This is a genomic window from Streptomyces sp. HP-A2021 (assembly GCF_022807935.1).
GTDB classification, from domain to species: domain Bacteria; phylum Actinomycetota; class Actinomycetes; order Streptomycetales; family Streptomycetaceae; genus Streptomyces; species Streptomyces afghaniensis.
Genome location: NZ_CP094344.1, coordinates 1,803,965 through 1,822,679, shown reverse-complemented (window position 1 = coordinate 1,822,679; position 18,715 = coordinate 1,803,965). Strand labels below are relative to the sequence as shown.

The 18,715-nt window shown below is 71.5% G+C and carries 16 protein-coding genes; 9 read left to right on the top strand and 7 right to left on the bottom strand.

Going from position 1 to position 18,715, the window contains the following annotated elements; all coding sequences use genetic code 11:
- Nucleotides 1–11: 11 nt before the first annotated feature.
- Nucleotides 12–1,883, bottom strand: coding sequence for a sialidase family protein (locus tag MQE23_RS08225; protein WP_020276548.1), 1,872 nt, complete (start codon nt 1,881–1,883; stop codon nt 12–14).
- A 167-nt stretch (nt 1,884–2,050) separates the two neighbouring features.
- Nucleotides 2,051–2,968 carry a zinc-binding dehydrogenase gene (locus MQE23_RS08220; protein ID WP_020276547.1) on the bottom strand — a complete coding sequence of 306 codons (918 nt, stop codon included), beginning with the start codon at nt 2,966–2,968 and terminating at the stop codon, nt 2,051–2,053.
- Nucleotides 2,969–3,072: 104 nt separating this feature from the next.
- Here MQE23_RS08220 and MQE23_RS08215 point away from each other — a divergent pair, with 104 nt between their 5' ends.
- Nucleotides 3,073–3,510, top strand: coding sequence for a MarR family winged helix-turn-helix transcriptional regulator (locus MQE23_RS08215; protein WP_020276546.1), 438 nt, complete (start codon nt 3,073–3,075; stop codon nt 3,508–3,510).
- 98 nt (nt 3,511–3,608) lie between these two features.
- Here MQE23_RS08215 and fdhD read toward each other — a convergent pair whose 3' ends face one another.
- Genes fdhD through MQE23_RS08190 form a run of 5 tightly spaced genes read right to left on the bottom strand, consistent with a single transcriptional unit; the run spans nt 3,609 to nt 10,045 of the window.
- The gene (fdhD, locus tag MQE23_RS08210) at nt 3,609–4,457 is read right to left on the bottom strand and encodes a formate dehydrogenase accessory sulfurtransferase FdhD (protein ID WP_243378691.1); all 849 of its coding nucleotides are present in this window, start codon (nt 4,455–4,457) and stop codon (nt 3,609–3,611) included.
- Between the two features lie 7 nt (nt 4,458–4,464).
- Nucleotides 4,465–5,325, bottom strand: a complete 861-nt coding sequence (locus MQE23_RS08205) for a 2Fe-2S iron-sulfur cluster-binding protein (protein ID WP_243378690.1) — start codon at nt 5,323–5,325, stop codon at nt 4,465–4,467.
- Nucleotides 5,322–7,145, bottom strand: a complete 1,824-nt coding sequence (locus MQE23_RS08200) for an NAD(P)H-dependent oxidoreductase subunit E (protein WP_020276542.1) — start codon at nt 7,143–7,145, stop codon at nt 5,322–5,324. The genes MQE23_RS08205 and MQE23_RS08200 overlap by 4 nt, the downstream gene beginning before the upstream one ends.
- Before the next feature lie 6 nt (nt 7,146–7,151).
- The gene (locus tag MQE23_RS08195) at nt 7,152–9,077 is read right to left on the bottom strand and encodes a molybdopterin-dependent oxidoreductase (RefSeq protein ID WP_020276541.1); all 1,926 of its coding nucleotides are present in this window, start codon (nt 9,075–9,077) and stop codon (nt 7,152–7,154) included.
- On the bottom strand, nt 9,074–10,045 hold the full coding sequence (locus MQE23_RS08190; protein ID WP_243378689.1) for a 2-dehydropantoate 2-reductase: 972 nt from the start codon (nt 10,043–10,045) through the stop codon (nt 9,074–9,076). Before MQE23_RS08190 ends, MQE23_RS08195 begins: the two co-directional genes overlap by 4 nt.
- 223 nt (nt 10,046–10,268) lie before the next feature.
- Here MQE23_RS08190 and MQE23_RS08185 point away from each other — a divergent pair, with 223 nt between their 5' ends.
- The 8 genes from MQE23_RS08185 (at nt 10,269) to MQE23_RS08150 (ending at nt 18,701) form a co-directional block, all read left to right on the top strand.
- Nucleotides 10,269–11,603 (top strand): OFA family MFS transporter, encoded by a 1,335-nt coding sequence (locus MQE23_RS08185; RefSeq protein ID WP_037673031.1) that lies wholly within the window; start codon nt 10,269–10,271, stop codon nt 11,601–11,603.
- On the top strand, nt 11,572–11,712 hold the full coding sequence (locus MQE23_RS08180; RefSeq protein ID WP_243378688.1) for a hypothetical protein: 141 nt from the start codon (nt 11,572–11,574) through the stop codon (nt 11,710–11,712). The genes MQE23_RS08185 and MQE23_RS08180 overlap by 32 nt, the downstream gene beginning before the upstream one ends.
- Before the next feature lie 160 nt (nt 11,713–11,872).
- On the top strand, nt 11,873–12,811 hold the full coding sequence (locus tag MQE23_RS08175) for a beta-ketoacyl-ACP synthase III (RefSeq protein WP_020276537.1): 939 nt from the start codon (nt 11,873–11,875) through the stop codon (nt 12,809–12,811).
- A 148-nt stretch (nt 12,812–12,959) separates the two neighbouring features.
- On the top strand, nt 12,960–13,637 hold the full coding sequence (locus tag MQE23_RS08170) for a GntR family transcriptional regulator (RefSeq protein WP_020276536.1): 678 nt from the start codon (nt 12,960–12,962) through the stop codon (nt 13,635–13,637).
- Nucleotides 13,638–13,836: 199 nt separating this feature from the next.
- Nucleotides 13,837–15,018, top strand: coding sequence for an ROK family transcriptional regulator (locus MQE23_RS08165; RefSeq protein WP_020276535.1), 1,182 nt, complete (start codon nt 13,837–13,839; stop codon nt 15,016–15,018).
- An 85-nt stretch (nt 15,019–15,103) separates the two neighbouring features.
- On the top strand, nt 15,104–16,621 hold the full coding sequence (locus tag MQE23_RS08160) for a sugar ABC transporter ATP-binding protein (RefSeq protein WP_243378687.1): 1,518 nt from the start codon (nt 15,104–15,106) through the stop codon (nt 16,619–16,621).
- Nucleotides 16,618–17,637, top strand: a complete 1,020-nt coding sequence (locus MQE23_RS08155; RefSeq protein WP_243378686.1) for an ABC transporter permease — start codon at nt 16,618–16,620, stop codon at nt 17,635–17,637. Before MQE23_RS08160 ends, MQE23_RS08155 begins: the two co-directional genes overlap by 4 nt.
- Nucleotides 17,638–17,654: 17 nt before the next feature.
- On the top strand, nt 17,655–18,701 hold the full coding sequence (locus MQE23_RS08150; RefSeq protein WP_020276532.1) for a substrate-binding domain-containing protein: 1,047 nt from the start codon (nt 17,655–17,657) through the stop codon (nt 18,699–18,701).
- Nucleotides 18,702–18,715: the final 14 nt, after the last annotated feature.

The following is an 18,715-nucleotide window of genomic DNA, read 5'->3' as shown; positions in this document are numbered from 1 at the left end:
GTGCCGTGACGTTAGTTGCTGCCGCTCACCCGGTCCATGGGGAGCCACAGCACCGTGCCCCTGGCATCCGCGCCCTTGGTGCCGGCGCCCAACTCCCCTTCGGTGAGGGCCCGGTTCCAGACGCGGACGTCGTCGATCGCCCCCGCCAGGAACGCCCGGCTGTCCATGCGCTGGCCGATGTGCACGCCGAACGGGGAGTTACGGCTGACCGAGCCCGGCACGTCCGGGGTGCTGATCGGCGTTCCGTCGAGGAAGAGGGTCAGGTTCCCGCCGCCCCGGCGCAGGACCAGGTGGTGCCAGCGGCCGTCGTTGTGGGCGCCGTCGGTCCACACCGAGGCCGTCCTGACGGTCGTCGCGCCCGACCGGGTGGTGATGAGCGCCCGGACCCGGTCGCTCGCCGGCTCCCCGCGCAGCCAGATCTGCGGCTGGCTGTTGCCGATGCCGCCCATCCACAGGAAGGGCTGTTCGCCGGTCGTGGCCGTGTAGCGGAAGAACAGCGAGGCCGTGAAGTCGCCCTCGCCGAGCGCCAGCCGGGACCGGTACGGCAGGCGTACGGCGTCGTCGGTGCCGTCGAAGGACAGCGCACCGCCGCGGACGCCGGCCGTCCGCCCGGCACCGCCGAGCACGGCCGCGGGACGCGCGCCCGGCGCGGCGTCGCGGGTGGTCGGGTCGGCGCCCCGGCGCGGTGTCAGCCAGTCCTCGGTGAAGCGGGCGAAGCGGATCTCGTCGCGGGCGTCGACCGCGCCGCCCTCGTACAGCAGCCCCACCGTCGAGGCGTCGACCGCCGCCATGTCGGAGTAGCCGGACCAGTCCGTGGTGACGACCGTGCCCCGGTCGACGCTGTCCCAGGTGCGCCCGCCGTCGTAGGAGGAGCGGACCATCATCGTCCGGCGGCGGTCGGGATCGGCCGGGGCGGACAGCAGCATCCGGTGGCCGAGGCGCAGGGTCGCGCCCTGGACCTGCGGGGTGTAGAGGTCCGGGAGGGCGCGGAAGGGCGTGGCGAAGCTGTCGCCGCCGTCCAGGCTGAGGGTCTGGGAGCGGTGCCCCAGGTCGGTGCCGTCCTGTTCCCGGCCGCTGACGAGGACCGCCCCGTCGGCCCGTTCGGTGAGCGTCACCTCCGAGGGCTTCTGCCGGAACGTGCCGTCCTGCGCTATCGGCCAGGAGTCCGTGGCGCCGATCCGCCACTCGTCGCCGCCGTCGTCGCTGACGATGAGCGCGGCGTGGTTGGCGGTGACCCGGTTGCCGTCCCACGTCTCGGTGTTGACGCCGAACACCAGCCGCCCGGCGTGCTTACCGCGGGTGAGCTGGATGCCGTGCACGGGCCCGGTGGCGTACCAGGAGTTCCAGTGCCGGGGCAGGATCTGGTCGCTCAGGTCGCGCGGCTCGGACCAGGTCCGGCCGTCGTCGTCGCTGTACTGCAGGTGCGGGGTGCGGTCGCAGGGGACGGTGCAGTTGCCGGCGTCCGTTCGGCCGGTGTTGTACGTCTCGGCCAGCAGGATCCGGCCGGTCCTGCGGTCCACGAGGGGCGCCGGGTTGCCGTGCGTGTCGCCCGCGCCCTCGTTGACGACCTGGAGCGGTCCCCAGGTGCGGCCGCCGTCGGTGGAGCGTTTGAGGACGATGTCGATGTCGGCCGCGTCACCGCAGTTGAGGACACGGCCCTCGGCGAAGGCGAGCAGCGTGCCGGCCGTGGTCCGCACGATCGCGGGGATCCGGAAGCACGCGTAACCGGGGTCCTGGGAGGCCTTGAAGAGGATCTGTTGTTCGAACTCCGGTAAGGGCGTGGAGGGTTGGGGATGGGCCGGGTCTGCGGGCGTGAGCAGCGCCGCGGCGGTGAGAACGGCTGTCAGGGTGGATCTCAGACGTGTGCGAAGACTTGACGGCATGGTGCGACCTGCCCTTCATGCGTCTGTCGGCTGGACCACCGAAGCACGGGAACGGAATCCGGGGAGCCGAGATTCGGGCTTACATGCGAACCAACCGGACATCCCACGTCCCATGTGTGGGCCACAGACGGTACTTGGCTTCACAGACCCCCCACAAGGAGCGTGCGTCAGGGGATCAGGACGACCTTGCCGAGGTTGGCCCTCGCCTCGATCTCCCCGTGTGCCTTCGCCGCGTCCTCAAGGGCGAACTCCCCGTGCACGACGGGCCTGACCTCTCCGGCGTCGAACAGCCGCCACAGCTCCTCACGCCACTGCTCGTACAACTCCGGCTTCCCGCGGGCGATGCGGGCCATCTGGAACCCGGTCACCGACTTGGCGCCCACGAGCAGGTCGTACGCCTGGATGGTGCCGCCGCCCGAGCTGTACGCCACCAGCCGTCCCTCCGGGGCGAGTGCGGCAAGGGCCGGGGTGAGCAGCTCCCCGCCGACCGCGTCCAGGACGTAGTCGACCGGGGTGCCCCAGCTGTCGTCGGCGTAGGTGACGACGTGGTCGGCGCCGAGGCCGCGGACGAAATCGGCCTTGGCCGGGTCGGAGACCGCCCCCACGACCCGCCCGGCGCCCCGCGTCCTGGCCAGCTGCACGGCCAGGTGGCCGACACCGCTCGCCGCCGCCGTGACCAGGGCAGCTTCGCCCGGCTCGGGCCGAGCCGCCTCCAGGGCGCCGAGGGCGACCAGGCCGCTGCGGACCAGGGCGACCGCGTCGACGGCACATGCGTCCGCCGGTACGGGGGAGGCCATGGCCTCGTGCAGGAGCGCGAAGTCGGCGTAGCCGTGGCCGAAGCAGAGCCCCGTCACGCGGTCGCCGATACCGAAGCGGGTGACGCCCTCGCCGACGGCCGTGACCTCCCCGGCGATCTCGCCGCCGAGCGGGGCCGGCTCCGCCGCCTCGCCGACCTTGCGGACGACCGGGAGTGTGACGCCGATCGCCTCCGCGCGCACGAGCAGCTCTCCGGGGCCCGGCTCGGGCACCGGTGCCTCCTCCGTGAACAGGGGGCCGCCTCGGGATTCGTAGCGGACGCGGCGCATCGCACCTCCGGATGTCGTTGGTCATCCCCACGAGTTCGTTGGGCATCCCAACGGTATAGGATGATCATAGGGAGAACCAACGATTTCTTGGTTAGGCTGCGGCCATGTCGGAAGCTCCCCTCCCCGCGATCCGCTCCCTGCCCAGCTGGCTGCTCGGCCGTGCCGCCGCCCGCGGCCGGGCCCTGGTGGCCGAGGCGCTGGCCGAGCAGGACATGCGGATGTGGCACCACGTGGTGCTGTCCGCCGTCCGTGACCTCGGCCCCGTCGCCCAGGCCGACCTCGGCCGCGGGGTCGGGCTGGACCCCAAGGACCTGGTCGGCATCCTGAACGACCTCCAGGCGGCGGGTTTGGTGGTGCGCGAGCCGGACCCGAAGGACCGGCGGAAGAACGCGGTGTCCCTCACCGCCCGGGGAGCCCGGCTGCTGACGCGCTGCGAGAAGGCGGCCCGCGCGGCCAACGACGAGCTGCTCGCCCCGCTGTCGGAGGCCGAACGCGAGCAGTTCACGGGGATGCTGCGGCGGATATCCGGCGCGGCGGAGTAGGGGCGCCGAGCCCCGGGCAGGCCGAGACGGGGCCCCTGCGGCGCAGGGGGCGCTCCCCGCCGGTCGGGGCCCCGCCGCCGTGTCGCGGGGGAACCTGCTCAGCCCTGGGCGGCCGCGGCCCGCAGGGCGATCCGGTCCTCACCCGCGTACACGTTCATGGAGCTGCCCCGCAGGAAGCCCACCAGCGTCAGGCCCGTCTCGGCGGCCAGGTCCACCGCCAGCGAGGACGGCGCCGACACCGCCGCCAGGACCGGCATACCGGCCATCACGGCCTTCTGCGCCAGCTCGAAGGAGGCCCGGCCCGACACGAGCAGGATCGTCCGCGACAGCGGCAGCTCCCCGTTCTGCAGGGCGCGGCCGACCAGCTTGTCGACCGCGTTGTGCCGGCCCACGTCCTCCCGGACGTCCAGCAGCTCGCCGTCCTGAGAGAAGAGGGCCGCCGCGTGCAGGCCGCCGGTCCGGTCGAAGACCCGCTGGGCTGCACGCAGCCGGTCGGGCAGGCTCGCGAGCAGCTCGGGGGTGACCCGGACCGGGGGAGTGTCGGCGATGGGCCAGCGGGCCGTGGTCCGCACCGCGTCCAGCGAGGCCTTGCCGCACAGCCCGCAGGAGGAGGTGGTGTAGACGTTGCGTTCGAGGGTGATGTCCGGGATCACCACCCCCGGGGCGGTCTGCACGTCGACCACGTTGTACGTGTTCGAGCCGTCGGCCGTCGCCCCTGCGCAGTAGACGATGTTCCTCAGGTCCTGCTGCCCGCCCAGCACCCCCTCGCTCACCAGGAAGCCCGCCGCCAGCGCGAAGTCGTCGCCGGGGGTGCGCATGGTGATCGCCAGGGGCTTGCCGTTGAGGCGGATCTCCAGGGGTTCCTCGGCGACGAGTGTGTCGGGACGGCTGGAGACCGCCCCGTCCCGGATGCGGAGCACCTTGCGTCGTTCCGTGACTCGTCCCATGTCCTGATCAGCCCCGGTTCTGTACGTGCTGGTAGCCGAAGCGGCCCTTGATGCAGAGATTGCCGTGGGTCACCGGGTTGTCGTGCGGTGAGGTGACCTTCACGATCTCATTGTCCTGCACGTGCAGCGTCAGGTTGCAGCCCACTCCGCAGTACGCGCACACCGTGGTCGTCTCCGTCTGCCGCGACTCGTCCCACGTACCCGCCGCGCGCATGTCGAACTCGGACTTGAAGGACAGCGCGCCCGTCGGGCACACCTCGATGCAGTTCCCGCAGTACACGCACGCCGAGTCGGTCAGCGGGGCGTCGTGCTCCACGGCGATCCGGGCGTCGAAACCGCGCCCGGCGACCGAGATCGCGAAGGTGTTCTGCCACTGGTCGCCGCAGGCGTCCACGCACTTGTAGCAGAGGATGCACTTGTCGTAGTCGCGCACGTACAGATCGTTGTCGACCTTCGGTTCCTCGTTGAGCCGGGCCGCCTCCGGGCCGAAGCGGTCCGGCTTCGCCTCGTACTCCTTGAGCCACTCGGCGACCCTGGGCGTGGTCGACAGGTCGACGGAGGACGCGAGCAGTTCGAGGACGACCTTCCGGCTGTGCCGGGCCCGCTCGGTGTCGGTGCGCACCTCCATGCCCGGCTCGGCCTTGCGGGAGCAGGCCGGGACCAGGGTGCGCGCCCCCTCGACCTCGACGACACAGACCCGGCAGGCGTTCTTCGGCCGCAGGGTGTCGCCCTCGCACAGGGTCGGGATGTCCTTTCCGGCCGCCCGGCAGGCGTCGAGGATCGTCGAGCCCTCGGGGACCCTGGCCTCCTCGCCGTCGATCGTGAACTCCATCATGCGGCGCGGGATCCCCAGCGGTGTGACGGTCATTCGTACGCCCCCAGACGGTCGATGGCGGATTCCACGGCGTTCCACGCGGTCTGCCCGAGACCGCAGATCGAGGCGTCCCGCATCGCGCGGCCGACCTCCCTCAGCAGGGCGATGTCCCCGGCGGCGTCCGCGCCGGTGCGCTCCACGATCCGGTGCAGCGCCTCCTCCTGCCGCACGGTCCCGACCCGGCACGGCACGCACTGGCCGCACGACTCGTCGCGGAAGAACTCCGCGATGCGCAGCAGCAGCCGGGGGAGGGGCACGCTGTCGTCGAAGGCCATCACGACCCCCGAGCCGAGCGTCGTGCCCGCCTCCCGTGTCCCTTCGAAGGTGAGCGGGATGTCCAGCTCGTCGGCCCGGACGAAACCGCCCGCCGCCCCGCCGAGCAGCACCGCCCGCAGACCGTCCCGCATCCCGGCGAGGGTGAGCAGGTCGCCCAGCGTCGCGCCGAACGGCAGCTCGTAGACGCCCGGCCGTTCCACGCTCCCGGACACGCAGAACAGCTTCGGCCCGGTGGACCGCGGCGTGCCGATCGCCGCGTAGGCCGGTGCGCCCATGGTGAGGACCGGCAGGACGTTGACCAGCGTCTCGACGTTGTTCTCGACCGTCGGCTTGCCGAACAGGCCCTTCTCCACGGGGAACGGCGGCTTCGAACGGGGCTCGCCCCGGTAGCCCTCGATGGAGTTGAACAGGGCCGTCTCCTCACCGCAGATGTAGGCGCCCGCACCGCGCCGGATCTCGATGTCGAAGGCGTAGCCCTGGCCGAGGACGTCGTCGCCGAGCAGGCCGCGCGCGCGGGCCTGCGCGATCGCGTGTTCGAGGCGGTGCAGGGCGCGGGGGTACTCGCCGCGCAGGTAGAGGTAGCCCTGGTGGGCGCCGGTCGCGTACCCGGCGATCGTCATCGCCTCGACCAGTGCGTACGGGTCGCCCTCCATGAGCACGCGGTCCTTGAACGTGCCCGGCTCGGACTCGTCGGCGTTGCAGACGAGGTAGTGCGGACGGTCCGGCTGGGACGCCGTGGCCTGCCACTTGCGGCCGGTCGGGAAGGCGGCGCCGCCGCGCCCGACCAGGCCCGAGTCGGTGACCTCGCGGATGACGCCGGCCGGACCCAGCTCGAAGGCCCGGCGCAGGGCCGTGTAGCCGCCGTGGGCGCGGTAGTCGTCGAGGGACGCCGGGTCGACCACGCCGACGCGGTGCAGCAGCATCAGCCCGTCCTGCCCGGCCTGGGGCACCGCCAGCGCGGCCGGCGGCTCCTCCGGGGCCGAGTCGGGGGCGCTCGCGGCGAGAACGGCGTCGTGCACGGTCGCCGGCGCCGAGACCGCCGTACGAACCGGGTCCCCGGCCCTGATCGCGAGCGCGGCCGGGGCGCGTTCGCACAGGCCCAGGCAGGGGCTGCGCTCGACCGCGACCCCGCTGCCGAGGCCCAGCCGCTCCTCGATCCCCGCGCACAGCTGAGGCGCCCCGGCCGCCGCGCACGCCAGGTCCGTGCACACGTGGAGCACGGTCGCCGGACGCGGCTTGACGGAGAACATGGCGTAGAAGGTGGCGACCCCGTACGCCTCCGCCGGCGGCACCGTCAGCCGCCGGCACAGGTAGTCGAGCGCGCCGTCGCTGATCCAGCCGACCCGGTCGTTGATCGCGTGCAGCCCCGGCAACAGCAGGTCGCGGCGGTCCCGGGCCGCGCGCCCGCCACGGGCCCACCTCAGATCCGCGTCGGAGCGGTCGGCGCCCTCCCAGGAGGACTCCGGAGGGCCCAGCAGGGCGTCGACGGCCGCCCGTTCGTCGTCCGTCGGTTTGCTGTCACCGAAGTGCAGGTCCACTGTGCGTCACCCCACGATGGTCGCGATGGGCAGCTTCTCGATCCGGATCGCCGACGCCTTGAACTCCGCCGTCCCCGCGATCGGGCAGTTCGCCTCGATCGTCAGCGCGTTGGTGTCCACCTCGTCGGGGAAGTGCATGGTCATGAAGGCGAGCCCGGGCCGCAGCGCGGTGTCCACCCACACGGGCGCGGTCACCGACCCGCGCCGCGAGGTGACCTGGACCTGCTCGCCGACCACCACCCCGTAGCGCTCGGCGTCCTCCGGGCACAGTTCGATGTACTCGCCGCGCCTGAGCGGCGAGGCGTAACCGCCGCTCTGCACACCGGTGTTGTACGAGTCCAGGCGCCGCCCGGTGGTCAGCCGGATCGGGTACTCCTCGTCGGTGAGGTCCACGGGCGGGTCGTGCTGCACGATCCCGAAGGGCGCGAGCGGACCGCGCTCGGCGGGGTCGGGCTCCCACAACCGGCCGTGCAGATAGGTCGGTTCGAGCCCGTCGGTACTGGGGCACGGCCACTGGATGCCCTGGTGCTCCTCCAGGCGCTCGTACGTCATGCCGTAGTGGTCGGGGGAGACCGACCGGAGCTCGTTCCACACGGTCTCGGCGTCGGCGTACTTCCAGTCGTGGCCGAGGCGGGCCGCGAGGTCGCAGAGGATGTCGATGTCCTCGCGGGCCTCGCCGGGCGGGGTGACGGCCTTGCGGACGCGCTGCACCCGTCGCTCGCTGTTGGTGGTCGTGCCCTCGGTCTCCGCCCAGCCGGCCGTGGCGGGCAGGACGACGTCCGCGAGCTCGGCTGTCTTGGTGAGGAAGATGTCCTGCACGACCAGGAAGTCGAGCGCCCTGAGCCGCCGTACGGCCTGCTCGCTGTCGGCCTCGGACTGGGCGGGGTTCTCACCGATGCAGTAGACGGCCTTGAGCGTGCCGTCCTCCATCGCCTCGAACATCTCCGTGAGGTTCAGCCCGTAGTGGGGCTGGATGACGGTGTCCCAGGCGGACTCGAACTTCAGCCGGGTGCCGGGGTCGAGGATGTCCTGGAAGCCGGGCAGGCGGTTGGGGATCGCGCCCATGTCGCCGCCGCCCTGCACGTTGTTCTGCCCGCGCAGGGGCTGCAGGCCGGAGCCGTAGCGGCCGACGTGCCCGGTGAGCAGGGACAGGTTGATCAGGGCGCGGACGTTGTCGGTGCCGTTGTGGTGCTCGGTGATGCCGAGGGTCCAGCACAGCTGGGCGCGCTCGGCGCGGGCGTAGGCGTGCGCCAGCTCGCGGATGGCGGCGGCCGGAACGCCCGTCACCTTCTCGGCGAGCGACAGCGTCCACGGCTCGACCAGCGCCTTGTACTCCTCGAAGCCGGTGGTCGCCCGCGCGATGAACGCCTCGTTCGCCAGGCCCGCGTGGATGATCTCGCGGCCGATCGCGTGCGCCATCGGGATGTCGGTGCCGACGTTGAGGCCCAGCCAGCTCTCCGCCCACTCGGCGGTCGACGTCCGGCGCGGATCGACGGCGTACATCCGGGCGCCGTTCCTGATCCCCTTCAGCACGTGCTGGAAGAAGATCGGGTGCGCGAAGCGGGCGTTGGAGCCCCACATCACGATGACGTCGGTGTGCTCGATCTCCTCGTACGACGACGTCCCGCCGCCCGAGCCGAACGCCGCCGACAGGCCCGCCACGCTCGGGGCGTGGCAGGTGCGGTTGCAGGAGTCGACGTTGTTGGTGCCCATGACGACCCGGGCGAACTTCTGGGCCACATAGTTCATCTCGTTCGTCGCCCGGGCGCAGGAGAACATGCCGAACGCGCCCCGGTTGCGCGCCAGTCCCCGGGCGGCCCGGTCCAGGGCCTCCTCCCAGGTGGCCCGGCGGAAGGGCTCGTCGCGCGAGTCCCTGACCAGGGGGTGGGTGAGCCGTGTGTAGGTCTTCGGGGTTCGGTCGCGTTTGCTCATGCGGCGCTCCTCAGCGCGAGCAGGTCCGAGATGGCGTGCACGGTGCGCAGGGTGGGCACCTCCACGCCGGTGATGTCCGCCAACTCGACGACCGCCGCGAGGAGTACGTCGAGTTCGAGCGGTTTGCCGCGCTCCAGGTCCTGGAGCGTGGAGGTCCGGTGGTCGCCGACCCGCTCGGCGCCCGCGAGCCGGCGCTCGATGGAGACGCCGACCTCGCAGCCGAGGGCGTTCGCGACCGCGAGCGTCTCGGTCATCATGATCTCGATGACCTTGCGCGTGCCGCCGTGCAGGCACATCTGCCGCATGGTCGCGCGGGCCAGTGCGCTGATCGGGTTGAAGGAGATGTTGCCGAGCAGCTTGAGCCAGATGTCATTGCGCAGGTCCGGCTCGACCGGGCACTTCAGCCCGCCGGCCTGCATGGCCTCGCTGAACGCCACGCACCGCGTGGACACACTGCGGTCGGGCTCACCGATCGAGAACCGCGTGCCCTCCAAGTGCCGTATGACGCCCGGCCCTTCGAGCTCGGTCGCCGCGTAGACGACGCATCCGACGGCCCGTTCGGGCGCGAGCACCGCACTGACCGCGCCGTTCGGGTCCACGCTCTCGACGCGGTGGCCGTCGTACGGGCCGTCGTGCCGGTGGAAGTACCACCAGGGGATGCCGTTCTGGGCGGCCACGACCGCCGTCGTGGCGCCCAGCAACGGCGCGATCAGCGGCCCGCACGCCGCGTACGCGTTGGCCTTCAGGCCGAGGAAGACGAAGTCGGCCGGGCCGACCTCGGCCGGGTCGTCGGTCGCGTGGGGGTGCGCGGTGAAGTCGCCGCGCGGGCTGCGCACCCGGACTCCGTGCTGCCTCATGGCCGCCAGATGCGGTCCACGGGCGATGAGATGCACATCGGCGCCCGCGCGGTGGAGCGCGGCGCCGACGTAGGCGCCGATGGCACCGGCGCCGAGAACTGCGACTTTCACGGGAACACTCCGTTCGGTTTGAGGGATACCGCGGAGGTGACTGCCGAGTGGCCGGCTCACGGTCGGCGTCAGCTTGTGTCGACGGAATATTGTCTACAGTATGGACGTTGGGTCAGCAAGGGTCCGTGCGATGACCGTTCGGCGCATGCTGGATACCGCTCACCGCATACGGTCGACGCGCCGCCTTCTCAAGTCCCCTGCGACTGCCTACCGTTCCGGGTTCATGAGTCCCCCAGTCGCGCCCCCGGGCTGGAGCCGCTGGCTCGTCCCGCCCGCCGCTCTCTCCGTACATCTCTCCATCGGCCAGGCCTACGCCTGGAGCGTGTTCAAGCCGCCCCTGGAGTCCGCACTCGGCCTCAGCGGCACGCAGAGCGCGCTGCCCTTCCAGCTGGGCATCGTCATGCTGGGCCTGTCCGCCGCGTTCGGCGGCACGCTCGTCGAACGCAACGGCCCGCGCTGGGCGATGACCGTCGCCCTGGTCTGCTTCTCGTCCGGCTTCCTGCTCTCCGCGCTGGGCGCGGCCCTGGAGCAGTACTGGCTGATCGTCTTCGGCTACGGCTTCGTCGGCGGCATCGGCCTCGGCATCGGCTACATCTCGCCCGTCTCCACCCTGATCAAGTGGTTCCCGGACCGGCCCGGCATGGCCACCGGCATCGCCATCATGGGCTTCGGCGGCGGTGCGCTCATCGCGTCGCCGTGGTCCGCGCAGATGCTGGAGTCCTTCGGCGGTGACAGCTCCGGCATCGCACTCGCCTTCCTGGTGCACGGGCTGTCGTACGCCGTGTTCATGCTGCTGGGTGTGCTTTTGGTCCGGGTTCCGAGCAGTGCCCCAGGGGCGCGGGGAACTGCGCGACCGGCCCCCACCGGCCCGCAGGTCTCCGCGAACCAGGCCATCCGCACCCCGCAGTTCTGGTGCCTGTGGATCGTGCTCTGCATGAACGTCACCGCCGGCATCGGCATCCTGGAGAAGGCCGCCCCGATGATCACGGACTTCTTCGCGGACACCTCCACACCCGTGTCGGCGACGGCCGCCGCCGGCTTCGTCGCGCTGCTGTCGGCGGCGAACATGGCGGGCCGCATCGCCTGGTCCTCGACGTCCGACCTGATCGGCCGCAAGAACATCTACCGCGTCTACCTGGGCGCCGGCGCGCTGATGTACGCGCTCATCGCCCTGTTCGGCGACTCCTCCAAGCCGCTGTTCGTCCTGTGTGCGCTGGTGATCCTGTCCTTCTACGGCGGCGGCTTCGCGACCGTTCCGGCGTATCTGAAGGACCTGTTCGGCACCTACCAGGTCGGCGCCATCCACGGGCGGCTGCTCACCGCCTGGTCCACGGCGGGCGTGCTCGGGCCGCTCATCGTGAACTGGATCGCCGACCGGCAGGAGGAGGCGGGCCGGCACGGCGCGTCCCTGTACGGGCTGTCGTTCGTCATCATGATCGGGCTGCTCGTCGTCGGCTTCGTCGCCAACGAACTCGTCCGGCCCGTCCACCCGCGTCATCACATCCCGGCACCGAAGGAGGCCGCGCATGTCCAGCGACAGCAGTCAGAGTCCGCCTAGCCCGGACCGGCGGTGGCTGATCGCCTTGGCCTGGGTGTGGGTGGGCCTGCCGCTCGCCTACGGGCTGTACGAGCTGGTCCGCAAGGCGACCCAGCTGTTCACCGGCTAGCCGCCGGGGCAGGTGACAGGTGCTCGGTCGTCCGAGGTCCTGACCGAAGCTGACAACGCGGGCACCTGTTTCCTGTCACCTTGCCTGCCGTCGTACCCGCGAGTCACTGATCAGACTGGTGGGTCCCGCTACCCAAGTTCCAACGAGGGGGACCGCCCGCATGAACGGCTCGCGCATCGCCGCCGTCGGCCACTACCAGCCCGCCAAGGTGCTCACCAACGAGGACCTGGCGGGCATGGTCGACACCAGTGACGAGTGGATCAGGAGCCGGGTGGGCATCGGCACCCGCCACATCGCCGGCCCCGACGAACCCGTCGACGAGCTGGCCGCCCACGCCGCCGCCAAGGCCCTCGCGGCGGCCGGGCTGACCCCCGCCGACATCGACCTGGTGCTGGTCGCCACCTCCACGGCCGTCGACCGCTCGCCCAACACCGCCGCCCGGGTGGCGGCCCGCCTCGGCATCCCGCAGGCCGCCACCATGGACCTCAACGTGGTGTGCGCCGGTTTCACCCACGCCCTGGCCACCGCCGACCACGCCGTCCGCGCGGGGGGCGCGAGCCGGGCCCTGGTCATCGGCGCCGACAAGATGTCCGACGTGACCGACTGGAGCGACCGCACGACCTGCGTGCTCGTCGGTGACGGGGCCGGGGCCGCGGTCGTGGAGGCCGCCGACGAGCCCGCCATCGGGCCGGTGCTGTGGGGTTCGGTGCCCGAGATGGGGAACGCGGTGCGGATCGAGGGCACACCGCCGCGTTTCGCGCAGGAGGGGCAGAGCGTCTACCGCTGGGCGACGACGCAGCTGCCGCCCATCGCGCGGCGGGCGTGCGAGCGGGCCGGGCTGGCGCCGGCGGACCTCGCGGCGGTCGTACTGCATCAGGCCAATCTCCGCATCATCGAACCCCTCGCGGAGAAGATCGGCGCCGTGAACGCGGTCGTCGCGCGCGATGTCACGGAGTCCGGCAACACCTCGGCCGCGAGCATCCCGCTCGCCCTGTCCAAGCTGGTCGAACAGGGTGCGATCGCCACGGGCGACCCGGTCCTGCTGTTCGGCTTCGGCGGGAACCTGTCGTACGCCGGGCAGGTCGTCCGCTGCCCCTGAGCGTGCGCCGCGGTGTGACGCGGTCAACTGCCCGGAACCCTGGCTCCTGTGCGCCGTAGACTGTAGACGAAAGACAATCGATACTGACGCTACGGCGACACCGGCTTCCGCCGCGCTGTGCACGGCCCTGCCGAGGAGGGGGACCGCGATGCTGTCGACAGGCCTGCCCCAAGGGGCGGTACCCAAGCTGGAACGCCCGGGTCCGCTGCGCGACCGTGTCTACGAGGCGCTGCTCGAACTCATCACCACCCGTGCCCTCCAGCCCGGCCAGCACCTCGTGGAGAGCGAACTCGCCGGGCATCTGGGGGTCTCCCGGCAGCCGGTGCGCGAGGCGTTGCAGCGGCTCAACACCGAGGGATGGGTCGATCTGCGGCCCGCCCAGGGCGCGTTCGTGCACGAGCCGACGGAGGAGGAGGCCGACCAGCTCCTCACGGTCCGTACGCTCCTGGAGGCCGAGGCGGCCCGGCTCGCCGCGGCGGGCGCGGACAAGGCCGGCATCGCCGCGCTGGAAGCGCTGTGCGCGGAGGGCGAGAAGGCCGTCGAGGCCGACGACGTGGACGGGGCCGTCGCCATGAACGCCCGCTTCCACGCGAAGATCATGGAGCTCGCCGGCAACGCCGTCCTCGCCGAACTGGCCGCCCAGGTCGACCGCCGCGTCCGCTGGTACTACACGCCGGTCGCCCGCCAGCGGGGCCACCAGTCCTGGATCGAACACCGCGCACTCATCGCCGCGATCACCGACCGCGACGAACAGCGGGCCACCCACCTCATGCGCGAACACACCGAACACACGAGGCGGTCGTACCACGCGCGAGCGCGTTCGTAGGCCTCGGCGGGCGGTCGGCACCGTCTGAGCCCGCGTCCTCGTCTTTGTCCTGTGAGTGGAAAAAGTAGAGGGCAATTCCTGCGCGACTTCTTCCCACCTTCGGCAGCCGCTGCTACGTTCCCTCCGAAAGCAAGCCACCGATGTGGCGGAAAACCGGCGCGCACAGGCCGATTGAGGCGGGGAGGGGCTCGTGAGACGTATGACCGCACGACCCGGAAACGCCCACCAGGCCCGACTGCTCAAGCTGTTGCGCGACGGTGGCCCCAACTCCCGTGCCCAGCTGGGCGACCAGGTCGACCTCTCGCGGTCCAAGCTCGCCGTGGAGGTGGACCGGCTGCTGGAGACGGGGCTGGTCGTGGCCGACGGGCTCGCCGCCTCGCGCGGCGGCCGCCGCTCCCACAACATCCGGCTCAACCCCGGGCTGCGCTTCCTCGGCGTCGACATCGGCGCGACCTCGGTCGACGTCGCCGTCACCAACGCCGAACTGGAGACCCTCGGGCACATCAACCACCCCATGGACGTGCGCGAGGGCCCGGTCGCGGTCTTCGAGCAGGTCCTGGCCATGGCCGCCAAGTTGAAGGCCTCGGGGCTCGCGGAGGGGTTCGACGGCGCCGGCATCGGCGTCCCGGGCCCGGTCCGCTTCCCCGAGGGCATCCCGGTGGCTCCGCCGATCATGCCGGGATGGGACGGCTTCCCCGTGCGGGAAGCGCTCAGCCAGGAACTCGGCTGTCCGGTCATGGTCGACAACGACGTGAACCTCATGGCGATGGGGGAGCAGCACGCGGGCGTCGCCCGCACCGTCGCCGACTTCCTCTGCGTCAAGATCGGCACGGGCATCGGCTGCGGCATCGTCGTCGGCGGTGAGGTCTACCGCGGTACGACGGGCAGCGCCGGCGACATCGGGCACATCCAGGCCGTGCCCGACGGCCGCCCCTGCGCCTGCGGCAACCGGGGCTGCCTGGAGGCCCACTTCAGCGGGGCGGCCCTCGCCCGCGACGCCACGGAGGCCGCCCAGCAGGGGCTCTCCGCCGAACTGGCCTCGCGGCTGGAGACGGGCGGCGGGCTCACCGCCGTCGACGTCGCCGCCGCGGCCGCCGCCGGCGACGCCACCGCACTCGACCTGATCCGTGAGGGCGGCAACCGCACCGGCCAGGTCATCGCCGGCCTGGTCAGCTTCTTCAACCCGGGCCTGGTGGTGATCGGCGGCGGGGTGACCGGCCTCGGCCACACCCTGCTCGCCGCGATCCGCACTCAGGTCTACCGCCAGTCACTGCCCCTCGCGACCGGCAATCTGCCCATCGTCCTGGGCGAGTTGGGACCCGCCGCCGGAGTCACCGGCGCGGCCCGGCTCATCAGCGACCACCTGTTCTCACCCGCGTAAGCACTCAGTTCAGTACGGCGTACCAGCACCGCGCCCTGCTTTGCCCTGCCCTGAAACCGGCCCGCACGCCCGCCAAGGGGACCTCATGGCACCAGAACCACCGCTGCTCAGCATGTCCGGCATCACCAAGTCGTTCCCCGGAGTCCGGGCCCTCGACGGCGTCGACCTCGACGTCCTGGCCGGCGAGGTGCACTGCCTGCTCGGCCAGAACGGCGCCGGGAAGTCGACCCTCATCAAGGTCCTGGCCGGCGCCCACCAGCCCGACACCGGCGAGATCCGCTGGCGCGGCGAGCAGGTCACACTCCGCTCGCCGATCGCCGCCATGCGGCTCGGCATCGCGACCATCTACCAGGAACTCGACCTGGTGGAGCACCTGTCGGTCGCCGAGAACGTCCACCTGGGCCACGAGCCGACCGCCGCCGGTTTCGTCGTCCGCGGGAAGGCCGCCAAGGAGTCGACGGCCGCCCTCCTCAAGCGACTCGGCCACCCGGAGATCGATCCGGCCCGGCTCGTCGGCGAGCTGTCGGCGGCACAGCAGCAGATCGTGTCCATGGCCCGGGCGCTCTCCCACGACGTGCGGCTCATCGTGATGGACGAGCCGTCCGCCGCCCTCGACCCGGACGAGGTCGACAACCTCTTCCGCATCGTCGGCGACCTCACCGCCGCCGGTGTCGCCGTCGTCTACATCTCGCACCGCCTGGAGGAGATCCGGCGCATCGGCGACCGGGTGACCGTGCTCAAGGACGGGCGGGCCGTGGCGAACGGACTGCCGGCGAAGACGACCCCGACCCGTGAGGTCGTCGCGCTGATGACGGGGCGCAACGTCGAGTACGTCTTCCCCGACCGGCCCGACTCCCCGCCGTCCGGGGAACCCGTGCTCACCGTCCGGGGGCTGTCCCGCGCCGGGGAGTTCGAGGCCCTCGACCTGGAGGTACGACCGGGCGAGATCGTGGGCCTGGCCGGACTCGTCGGCTCGGGCCGCTCCGAGATCCTCGAGACCGTCTACGGCGCCAGGAAACCGACGACCGGTCAGGTGCTGGTCGACGGCAAGCCGTTGAAGCCGGGCAGCGTCCGGGCCGCCGTCCGGGCCGGACTCGGGCTCGCCCCCGAGGAACGCAAGGCGCAGGCCCTGCTCATGCTGGAGTCCGTCACCCGCAACGTGTCGGTCTCCTCCATGTCCCGCTTCTCGCGCGGCGGCTGGATCGACCGGGGCGCCGAACTCGGTGCCGCCCGGTCCGCGACCCGCGAACTGTCGCTGAGGCCCGACAACCCGTCCGTGCCGGTGCGCACCCTGTCCGGCGGCAACCAGCAGAAGGCCGTCCTGGCCCGCTGGCTGCTGCGCGGCTGCAAGGTGCTGCTGCTCGACGAACCCACCCGCGGCGTCGACGTCGGCGCCCGCGCCGAGCTCTACGCGGTCGTCCGCCGGCTGGCCGACGAAGGCCTCGCCGTGCTGCTGGTCTCCAGCGAGGTGCCCGAGGTGCTCGGCCTCGCCGACCGCGTCCTGGTGCTGCGGGAGGGCCGTGTCGTCCACACGGCACCCGCGCGCGAACTCGACGAACACCGCGTACTCGACCTGGTCATGGAAGGAAGTCCGGCGTCATGACGCAGCCCGTCTCCCCGCCGCGGGACAGCATCACCGACAAGGTGCCCCAGGACCGGCCCTCGGCCTGGCGTGGCCTGCTGGCCCGCACCGACGTCCGCACCCTCTCCCTGCTCGGCGTGCTCGCCGTGCTGATCCTCATCGGCGGCATCACCAAGCCCGACGAGTTCCTCGACACCCGCAACCTGCAACTCGTCCTCACCCAGGCGTCCGTGATCGGTGTCGTCACCGTCGGCATGACCTTCGTCATCGTCTCCGGCGGCATCGACCTGTCGGTCGGCGCCATCGTCGCCCTCGCCTCGGTGTGGGCGACCACGGTGGCCACCCAGGAGTACGGCTTCGCCGGCATCCTCTTCACGGCGGTCGTCGTCGGAGTCGGCTGCGGCCTGGTCAACGGGGTGCTCATCGCCTACGGCGCGATGGTGCCCTTCATCGCCACCCTCGCCATGCTGGCCTCCGCCCGCGGTCTCGCCCTGCAGATCACCGACGGCAAGACACAGATCGTGACCGTGCCGTCCGTCCTCGACCTGGGCGAACGCGACGCCTACGTCCTCGGCATCCCGCCCCTGGTCCTGGTCTTCGCGGTCGTGACCGTCATCGGCTGGCTGGTGCTCAACCGCACCACCTTCGGCCGCCGCACGGTCGCCGTCGGCGGCAACCCGGAGGCCGCCCGCCTCGCCGGTATCGACGTCCGCCGCCAGCGGCTCTACCTCTACCTGCTGTCCGGGCTGTGCTGCGGCATCGCCGCCTTCCTGCTGATCGTTCTGTCCGGCTCCGGACAGAACACCAACGGCAACCTCTACGAACTCGACGCCATCGCCGCCGCGATCATCGGCGGCACCCTCCTCACCGGCGGCCGCGGCACCATCACCGGCTCCGTGCTCGGCGTCCTGATCTTCACCACGATCACCAACATCTTCGCCCTGAACAACCTGCAGAGCGACGTCCAGCAGATCGCCAAGGGCGCGATCATCGTCGCCGCCGTGCTGGTCCAGCGCCGTACCGCGAGCACGACCTGAGGAAAGGGTTCACCGCCATGACCGAGATCACGAGCCGCAGAGGACTGCTCTTCGGAGCCGCCGCCGTCTCCGCCGGTGCCCTCCTCACGGGGTGCACGAGCAACGAGCCCTCCGACTCCAAGGACGAGCCGGCCGGGAACAACCAGCCCGCCGCCGACGACAAGCCCGGCAAGCAGGTCACCATCGGCTTCGCCGGCCCGCAGGCCGACCACGGCTGGCTCAACGCCATCAACGACAACGCCGAGAAGCGGGCCGAGAAGTACTCCGACGTCACCCTGGAGATCACCGAGGGCTCCAACGACACCGCCCAGCAGATCGGTCAGATCGAGACCCTCATCAACAAGAAGGTCGACGTCCTGGTGGTGCTGCCCGCCGACGGCAAGGCCCTCACCCAGGTCGGGCTGAAGGCGATGCGCGCGGGCATCCCGGTCGTCAACCTCGACCGGATCTTCAACACCCCGCAGGCCTACCGCTGCTGGATCGGCGGCGACAACTACGGCATGGGCCTCAACGCCGGGCACTACATCGGCGAGAAGCTCAAGGGCAAGTCCGATGCCCGCGTCATCGAACTGGCCGGCCTGGACAACCTGGAGCTGACCAAGCAGCGCACCCAGGGCTTCGACGACGCCCTGAAGAACTACCCCAACATCAAGAAGGTCGCCCGCCAGGCCGCCGAGTTCACCGTCGAGTCCGGGCAGGCCAAGATGGCCCAACTGCTCCAGGCCCAGTCCAAGTTCGACGCCCTGTGGAACCACGACGACGACCAGGGCGTCGGCGCGCTGCGCGCCATCGAGCAGGCCGGGCGCGACGACTTCCTGATGGTCGGCGGCGCCGGCGCCCTGTCCGCCTTCCAGGCCATCAAGCAGGACGACGGTGTGCTGAAGGCGACCGTCCTCTACCCGCCGACCATGGCCGCCTCCGCGATCGACCTCGCCCGCGCCCTCGGCCAGGGCAAGGGCATCGGCGGCCTGGCCGAGTTCGAGATCCCCGCGTCGATCACCCTCTACTCGGCCGTCGTCGACAAGACCAACGTCGACCAGTACATGCCCACCGGCTTCCGGTGACCGGTTCCACCCGC